Origin of the sequence: Planomonospora alba (genome assembly GCF_039534085.1) — a bacterium.
Classification (GTDB): domain Bacteria; phylum Actinomycetota; class Actinomycetes; order Streptosporangiales; family Streptosporangiaceae; genus Planomonospora_B; species Planomonospora_B alba.
The window spans coordinates 152,047-159,659 of sequence record NZ_BAAAUT010000007.1 but is presented as its reverse complement, the minus strand read 5'-3'; the positions used below and the strand labels follow the sequence as shown (position 1 = coordinate 159,659).

The following is a 7,613-nucleotide window of genomic DNA, read 5'->3' as shown; positions in this document are numbered from 1 at the left end:
GGCCCCTTCCACCAGTGCCCCGCCGCGCTGCACGTCGCCTTCCGCCCCCAACCGGCCGACGCCGTCACCGCCCCGCCCCCTGGAGGTACCGCATGACCATCACGCCGATCCCTCTCGACACCACCGGCCGGCTCATGTACGAGCAGGCCGACAAGCTGCGCGCCGCCGGGCCCGCCGTACCCGTCGAGATGCTCGACGGCCTCGTCGCCTGGTCCGTCAGCCGGGGCGACGTCGCCAAGCGGCTCCTGGTCCACCCGGACATCTCCAAGGACGCGCGCAGGAGCTGGCCCGACTACCGGCCCGGCGCCTACCCCTGGCTGACCGCCTGGGTCGACGTCGTCAGCATGTTCACCTCGGACGACCCCGACCACAAGAGGCTGAAGGACCTGGTCGCCCGGGCGTTCACGCCCCGCCGGATCGAGGCCATGCGCCCCGCGGTCGAGGCGATCGTCACCGACCTGCTCGACGGCCTGGCGGCGCGGGAGGCCGAGGCGCCGGGCCGGCCGGTCGACCTGCGCTCCGCCTTCTCCTTCCCGGTGCCCACCCGGGTGATCTGCGACCTGTTCGGCGTCCCGGCCGAGCAGCGCCCGAAGATGCTGAGCGTCATGGACTCCGTGCTGGACACCAGCTCCTCCCCCGAGAGGGCCGCGCAGATCCGCGACGACATGTTCGCCGCCATGCACGCCCTCATCGCCGCCAAGCGCGCCGAGCCCGGCGACGACATGACCAGCGTCCTGCTCAGCACGCGGGAGGAGGACGGCGACCGGCTCAGCGAGGAGGAGCTGGTCAGCACCCTGATCCTGATGATCGGGGCGGGGTCGGAGACGGCGGTCTCGATGATCGACCACGCGGTCGTCGAGCTGCTCGCCCACCCCGGCCAGCTGGCCGCCGCACTCGCCGACCCCGCCCGCTGGGACGACGTCATCGAGGAGACGCTCCGCAAGCACCCGCCGATCATGCACCTGCCGCTCCGGTACGCCACCGCCGACATCGACCTCGGCGAGGGCGTCACCATCCGCAAGGGCGACCTGGTGCTGATCGCCTTCGGCGCGCACGGCCGCGACCCGGAGGCCAACCCCGAGCCGGACCGCTTCGACATCGACCGCGCCGACCGCCAGCACCTGGCGTTCGGGCACGGGATCCACTTCTGCCTGGGCGCCCCGCTGGCCCGGCTGGAGGGGCGGGTCGCCCTGCCCGCCCTGTTCGCCCGCTTCCCGGAGCTGCGCCTGGCCTCCCGCGTGGAGGACCTGCCGCCGCAGCCGTCCTTCATGGGCAACGACTACCGGGAGCTGCCCGTCCTGCTGGGCCCGGCCGCCGGGTGACCCCGCCGGGAGGCCGGCGCCCCGGACCCGCCGCGTGCACCCGGGGCCACGGCCTCCCGCCTCCTCCCGGGCACGGCTCCGGTCCCGGCGGGCCCGCCGCACTCAGCCGACGCGGACCATCAGCCGACGTGGACCAGCGGGCGGCGGGCGGGGTCCGGCTCGGCCTGCCGGAGCACCTCGCGGGTGAGCGGCGGGATGTCGCCGCCACCGAAGACCAGGTAGCGCAGGAGCGCGCCGATCGGGTTGCCCTCCGCGGCCCAGTGGAAGTAGACGTGCGGGGTCTTGCCCGTCTCGTCCCGCAGATAGAGCAGCAGGGCGGCGATGGCGTTGGCGACCGTGGTGCTCTCCATGCGCAGGATGCGGAAGCCGTGCCGCTCCTCGCCGACCACCCGCAGCTCGCTCTCGAACTCCGAGGCGTCGGGGACGGTGACCTCCAGGAACAGCACGCCCTCGCCGCTGCGCAGCCGGTGCAGCTCCCACGCCTCCCGGGTCTTGCCGACGTACTCGGCGCAGTCGCGCGCGTGGGGCTCGTTGGCGACCAGGTGGATCTCCCCCGCCTCGTTGATGTAGCGCCGGGCCAGGTCGTCCAGGGTGATGCGGGTGACGCGCAGCTCGGTGGAGCGGGTCGCCCGCGAGACCAGGGAGGTGACCACGATGAACGCGACGAAGAACGCGGCGATCACCAGGCCGTCGGGGCGTTCGATCACGTTGGCCACGGTGGCGTAGGCGAACAGCGCCGTGACGGTCCCGAACCCGGCCGTCGCCGCGGCCCGCCGCCGCCGGGCCGCCGACAGGGTGACCGCGACCGCCGCGGACAGGATCAGCGCGAGCACGCCGGTGGCGTAGGCGCCGCCCTGGGCCTCGACGTCGGCGTCGAAGAAGAGCGTGATGGCGAAGGAGACGGCGGTGAAGACCAGCACCATCGGCCGGGTGGCGCGCGACCAGTCCGGGGCCATGCCGTACCGGGGCAGGTAGCGCGGGACGATGTTGAGCAGGCCCGCGAGCGCCGAGGCGCCGGCGAACCACAGGATCGCGATCGTGGACAGGTCGTAGGCGGTGCCGAACCAGTCGCCCAGGTAGGCGTGGGCCAGGTACGCCAGGGCGCGGCCGTTGGCGCGGCCGCCCTCGGCGAACTCGGCCGCGGGGATGAGCACGGTGGTGGCGACGCTGGAGGCGATCAGGAAGACGCTCATGATGAGCGCGGCGGTGGTCAGCAGCTTCCTGGCGCCCCTGATCCGCCGGGTCAGGTCGCCCCTGACCAGCGGCATGACGGCCACGCCGGTCTCGAAGCCGGACAGGCCGAGCGCGAGCTTCGGCATGACGTACAGCGCGACGGCGACCATCCCCAGCGGGCTGGAGTGCTCGGCCGTCAGCACGCCGTACCAGTCGGCGACCAGGCGGGGCTCGGCGAGCACGTGCTCGACCGCGACGCCCACGACGACGACGTTCAGCGTGAGATAGACGGCGACCAGCACCACGGCGATCGAGATCGCCTCACTGAAGCCGAGCAGGAACACCCCGCCCAGGGCGGCGATCAGCACCAGCGTGACCGGGACCCGCTCGCCCGCGAGCGCCTCCGGCACGAACGGGTTGTGCAGCACGTGCGCGGTGGCGTCCGCCGCCGACAAGGTGATCGTCACGATGAAGGCCGTGGCCACGAAGCCGAGCAGGAACAGCACCAGCAGCTTGCCGCGCCAGCCGGGCAGCAGCTTCTCCAGCATCGACAGCGAGCCCAGCCCGTTGGGGCTCTCCTCGGCCACCGCCCGGTAGGTGGGCAGCGCCCCCAGCAGGGTGAGGGCGACCAGCAGCAGCGTGGCGACCGGGCTGAGCGCCCCGGCGGCCAGCGCGGCGATGCCCGGCTGGTAGCCCAGCGTGGAGAAGTAGTCCACCCCGGTCAGGCACATCACCTGCCACCAGGCGTGCCGGTGGCCGGGCGCCTCCTCGTGGTGCGGGCCGGTGGTCCTGGCGTCGGTGCGCGACAGGCCGTGCAGCAGCCATCTGCGCAGTGCGGACTCCCCGTGCGTGGAACCGGTCCGCGGCGGGGTCGACGTGTTCACCTAGACCTCCGGAGGATGCCCCGGCCTTCAGGCCAGGAAGGAATCCGGACCTCGCCAGGGGCGGCCCGGCGAAGCTGGGACAGCCCAAAGCGCGAAGCGCGCATACGTCCTCCCATTCGCTTACGGATCATGCTGTGTTTCGGTAAGAAGGAAACATGCGTACGGCGTAGACCTGGGCGTGAAGGACTTCGCCGTCACCAGCGACGGCGAGCGCATCCCCAACCCGCGCCACCTGGAGCGCAAGGCCCGGAACCTGGCCCGCTACCAGCGCCGCATGGCCCGCAGGCAGCGCGGGTCGGACAACCGTGCCAAGGCCAAGGCCAAGGTCGCCCGCGCCCACACGAAGATCCGCGGCGCCCGCGCCGATTTCCCGCACAAGACCAGCACGCGGCTGGTCCGCGACCACGACGTGATCGCGATCGAAGACCTCAACGTCGCGGGGATGGTCCGCAACCGGTCCCTGGCCCGCGCCATCTCCGATTGCGGGTGGGGTGAGTTCCGCCGCCTGCTGGAGTACAAGTGCGAGCGGTACGGCCGCCGCCTGGTCGTCATCGACCGCCGGCACCCCACGTCCAAGACATGCAGCGAGTGCGGGCACCTGCTCGCCGAACTGTCCCTGAGCACCCGGCACGACCGGGACATCAACGCGGCGAAGAACATCCTGGCCGCTGGTCAAGCGGTGTCTGCCTGTGGAGCTGATGTAAGACATTCCGGGTCCTCCCGGGTGCGGTCGGCTGTGAAGCAGGAAGCCCAGCCCGCGAGGGCTGGAATCCCCCGCCTTCAGGCGGGGGAGGAAGTCAGCCCGTTCCACCCCCTGTGGTCTCTGTGCGTCGTCGGTGCGTGTTCTGGTCGTCGGTGCGTCGTGGCCGTGCGCGCCGCGGTGCCGCCCCGGAGCCCGGCCGCGGACGCCCCGGGCCCCGGACGCGGGCACGGCGGTGCCGGGACCCGGCGGAGACCGGGTCCTCGGGTCGCGGGCGGGGCCGCGTCAGGGCGTGAAGCGGTAACCCATGCCGGGCTCGGTGATCAGGTGGACCGGGCGGGCCGGGTCGGGCTCCAGCTTCCTGCGGAGCTGGGCCATGTACTGGCGCAGGTAGTGGGTCTCCTTGGCGTAGGAGGCGCCCCACACCTCGGTGAGCATCTGCCGCTGGCCGATCAGCTTGCCCGGGTTGCGCAGCAGCAGCTCCAGCAGGCGCCACTCGGTGGGCGTCAGCCGCACGTCACCGGAGACCGTCTTGGCGGCCAGGTCCACCGTGTGGCCGCCGACGCGGATGCGGGCCGGCTGCGCCTCCGGCGGGGAGGCGCGGCGGGTGACGGCCCGGATGCGGGCCAGGAGCTCCTCGATGTCGAACGGCTTGGTGACGTAGTCGTCGGCCCCGGCGTCCAGGGCGTCGATCTTGTCCTGGCTGCCCGCCCGGCCCGAGAGCACCACGATCGGCACGGCGGTCCAGCCGCGCAGGCCGTGGACCACCTCCACGCCGTCGATGTCGGGCAGGCCGAGGTCCAGCACGACCAGGTCGGGGTGGAACTGCGCGGCCTGGCGCAGGGCCGAGCCGCCGTCGGCGGCCAGCGCGACCTCGTAGTGGCGGGCGACCAGGTTGATCCGGAGCGCCCGCAGCAGCTGCGGCTCGTCGTCGACGATCAGGACGCGGGTCACCTGTCCTCCTCGGTGGACGTGTCCCCCTCGGGGGAGAAGACCGGCACGGAAACGATCATGGTCAGCCCGCCGCCGGGCGTCTCGTCGGGGACCAGGGACCCGCCCATGGCCTCGGCCAGCCCGCGGGCGAGCGCCAGGCCGAGGCCCACGCCGGTGTGGGTGTCGCGGTCGCCCAGCCGCTGGAAGGGCAGGAAGACCTCCTCGCGCAGCTCGCGGGGGATACCGGGACCGCGGTCGATCACCCGGATCTCCACGCGCCCGCCGTGCCGGCTGGCGGTGACCAGGACCTTGTGCTCCGGCGGGCTGTAGCGCGCCGCGTTCGCCGTCACGTTGACCAGGACGCGCTCCAGCAGGGCCGGGTCGGCGGCGATCTCGGGCAGGTCCGGCGGGACGTCGGCCGTGACGCGGTCGCGGAGCGGGCCCAGGGCGGCGACGGAGCTCTGCACGATCTCCTCCGGCGCCACCGGGCGCAGCACCAGGCCGAGCACGCCGGCCTGCAGGCGGCTCATGTCGAGCAGGTTGGCCACCAGCCGGTCCAGGGCGGTCAGCGACTCGGCGGCGGTGGCCAGCAGTTCGGCGCGGTCCTGCGCCGACCAGTCGACCTCGGTGCTGCGCAGGCTGTCGACGGCCGCCTTCGCCGAGGCGAGCGGGGTGCGCAGGTCGTGGCTGACCGCGGCCAGCAGGGCGGTGCGCATCCTGTCGGCCTCGGCCAGCGGCCTGGCCCGCTCGGCCTCCCGCTGCAGGCGCTCCTGGCGCAGCGCGACGGCGGTCTCGGCCGCGAACGCCTCCAGCACCCGGCGGTCGGACGCCGCCAGCAGCCGCCCGCGCACCGCCAGCACCAGGGACCCGTCGATGACCACGTCGGTGTCGGCCGCGTCCGGGTGGGTGCAGGGCGGGCCGCCGGAGACGGCCAGGATGCGCCAGGCCCCGGGGTCGGCGCGGTCGTCGGGACCGGGGTCGCCGACGCGCTCCAGCAGCGTCACCGAGGCCAGCGCGAAGGTCTCGCGGAGCCGGGCCAGCAGCGACGCCAGCGCGGCCTGGCCGCGCAGCACGTGTCCCGCCAGCGTGGACAGCACCTCGGCCTCGGCGCCGGCCCGCGCGGCCTCCCGGCTGCGGCGGGCGGCCAGGTCGACGACGGTGCTGACCGTCACCGCGACCAGCACGAAGCTGACCAGCGCGAGCAGGTTCTCCGGCCGGGCCACGACCAGCGTGCGCAGCGGCGGGGTGAAGTACCAGTTGAGCAGCGCGAACCCGGCCACGGACGCGGTGATCGCGGGCCACCGGCCGCCGACCAGCGCCACGCCGACGACCATCAGCAGGAACAGCAGGATCCGGCTGGACAGGCTCAGCCCGTCCAGCGGGACCATGGCCGCGGCCAGGGCGGGCACGCCCAGGACGGCCAGGCACCAGCCGGCCGCCCGCCGGGTCCGGGTGAGCGCCGCGGGCGGGTGCGGCGGGCGCCGCCGGCCCGCGCCCGCCTCCTCGTGCGGGACCATGTGCACGTCGATGGAGCCCGACAGCGCCGCGGTCTCCGCGCCGACGCCCGGGGAGAGCATCCGGGCCGGGCGGCTCCGGCGGGAGGCGCCCAGCACCAGCTGGGTGGCGTTGACGCCGCGGGCGAAGTCCAGCAGCGCGCGCGGCACGTCCTCGCCCACCACCTGGTGGTAGGAGCCGCCCAGGTTCTCGACGAGCGTGCGCTGGCGGGCCAGGTGGGCGGGGCCGTCGCCGGTCAGGCCGCCCGCGCGGGTGACGTGTACGGCCAGCAGGCCGGCGCCCTCGGTACGGCCGGCGATGCGGGCCGCCCGCCGGATCAGCGTGTCGCCCTCCGGGCCTCCGGTCAGCGCGACCACGACCCGCTCCCGCGTCTCCCAGGTGGCGGCGATGCCGTGCTCGGCGCGGTAGCGGCCGAGCTGCTCGTCGACCCTCCCGGCCACCCAGAGCAGCGCCAGCTCCCGCAGCGCGCTCAGGTTGCCCTCGCGGAAGTAGTCGGCCAGCGCGGCGTCGATCTTCTCCGGCGGGTAGACGTTGCCGTGGGCCAGCCGGCGGCGCAGCGCCTGGGGGGTCATGTCGACCAGCTCGACCTGGTCGGCCCGGCGCACGACCTCGTCGGGCACGGTCTCGCGCGGCGGCACCCCGGTGATCCGCCGCACCACGTCGCCGACCGACTCCAGGTGGTGGACGGTGACCGTGGACACGACGTCGATGCCGGCGTCCAGGACCTCCTCGACGTCCTGCCAGCGCTTGGCGTTCCTCGACCCCGGGGCGTTGGTGTGGGCCAGCTCGTCGATCAGGGCGAGCTCCGGCCGGCGGGCGACGACCGCCTCGGTGTCCATCTCGGTGAGGACGGTCCCCCGGTGGAGCACCGTCCTGCGCGGGACGACCTCGAGCCCTTCCAGCAGCTCGGCGACGCGGGCCCGGCCGTGGGTCTCGGCCAGGCCCACGACCACGTCCCGGCCGCGCGCCGCCGCCCGGTGCCCCTCGTCCAGCATGGCGAAGGTCTTGCCCACCCCCGGGGCCGCGCCCAGGTAGACCCGCAGCCGCCCGCGTGCCATGCCGATCACCGCTCAGATTCCGGGAACT

Annotated in this window: 4 protein-coding genes and 1 pseudogene; 2 read left to right on the top strand and 3 right to left on the bottom strand. The window is 74.2% G+C overall.

Annotation, left to right across the window (positions count from 1 at the left end; translation table 11 throughout):
- Positions 1-92: 92 nt before the first annotated feature.
- Positions 93-1,322, top strand: a complete 1,230-nt coding sequence (locus tag ABD823_RS06295; protein WP_344856832.1) for a cytochrome P450 family protein — start codon at positions 93-95, stop codon at positions 1,320-1,322.
- A gap of 119 nt (positions 1,323-1,441) precedes the next feature.
- On the opposite strand, the gene ABD823_RS06290 is transcribed toward ABD823_RS06295, so the two are convergent.
- Positions 1,442-3,379, bottom strand: a complete 1,938-nt coding sequence (locus tag ABD823_RS06290) for an APC family permease (RefSeq protein ID WP_344856830.1) — start codon at positions 3,377-3,379, stop codon at positions 1,442-1,444.
- Between the two features lie 178 nt (positions 3,380-3,557).
- Here ABD823_RS06290 and ABD823_RS06285 point away from each other — a divergent pair.
- Positions 3,558-3,986, top strand: a pseudogene (locus tag ABD823_RS06285) (RNA-guided endonuclease TnpB family protein); the annotation flags it as partial.
- Between the two features lie 378 nt (positions 3,987-4,364).
- Here the strand turns inward: ABD823_RS06285 and ABD823_RS06280 are convergent.
- Both ABD823_RS06280 and ABD823_RS06275 read right to left on the bottom strand, forming a co-directional pair.
- Positions 4,365-5,033 (bottom strand): response regulator, encoded by a 669-nt coding sequence (locus ABD823_RS06280; RefSeq protein WP_344856828.1) that lies wholly within the window; start codon positions 5,031-5,033, stop codon positions 4,365-4,367.
- A complete protein-coding gene (locus tag ABD823_RS06275) occupies positions 5,030-7,585 on the bottom strand; it encodes a DUF4118 domain-containing protein (protein WP_344856854.1) in 2,556 nt (851 codons plus the stop codon). Before ABD823_RS06275 ends, ABD823_RS06280 begins: the two co-directional genes overlap by 4 nt.
- Positions 7,586-7,613: the final 28 nt, after the last annotated feature.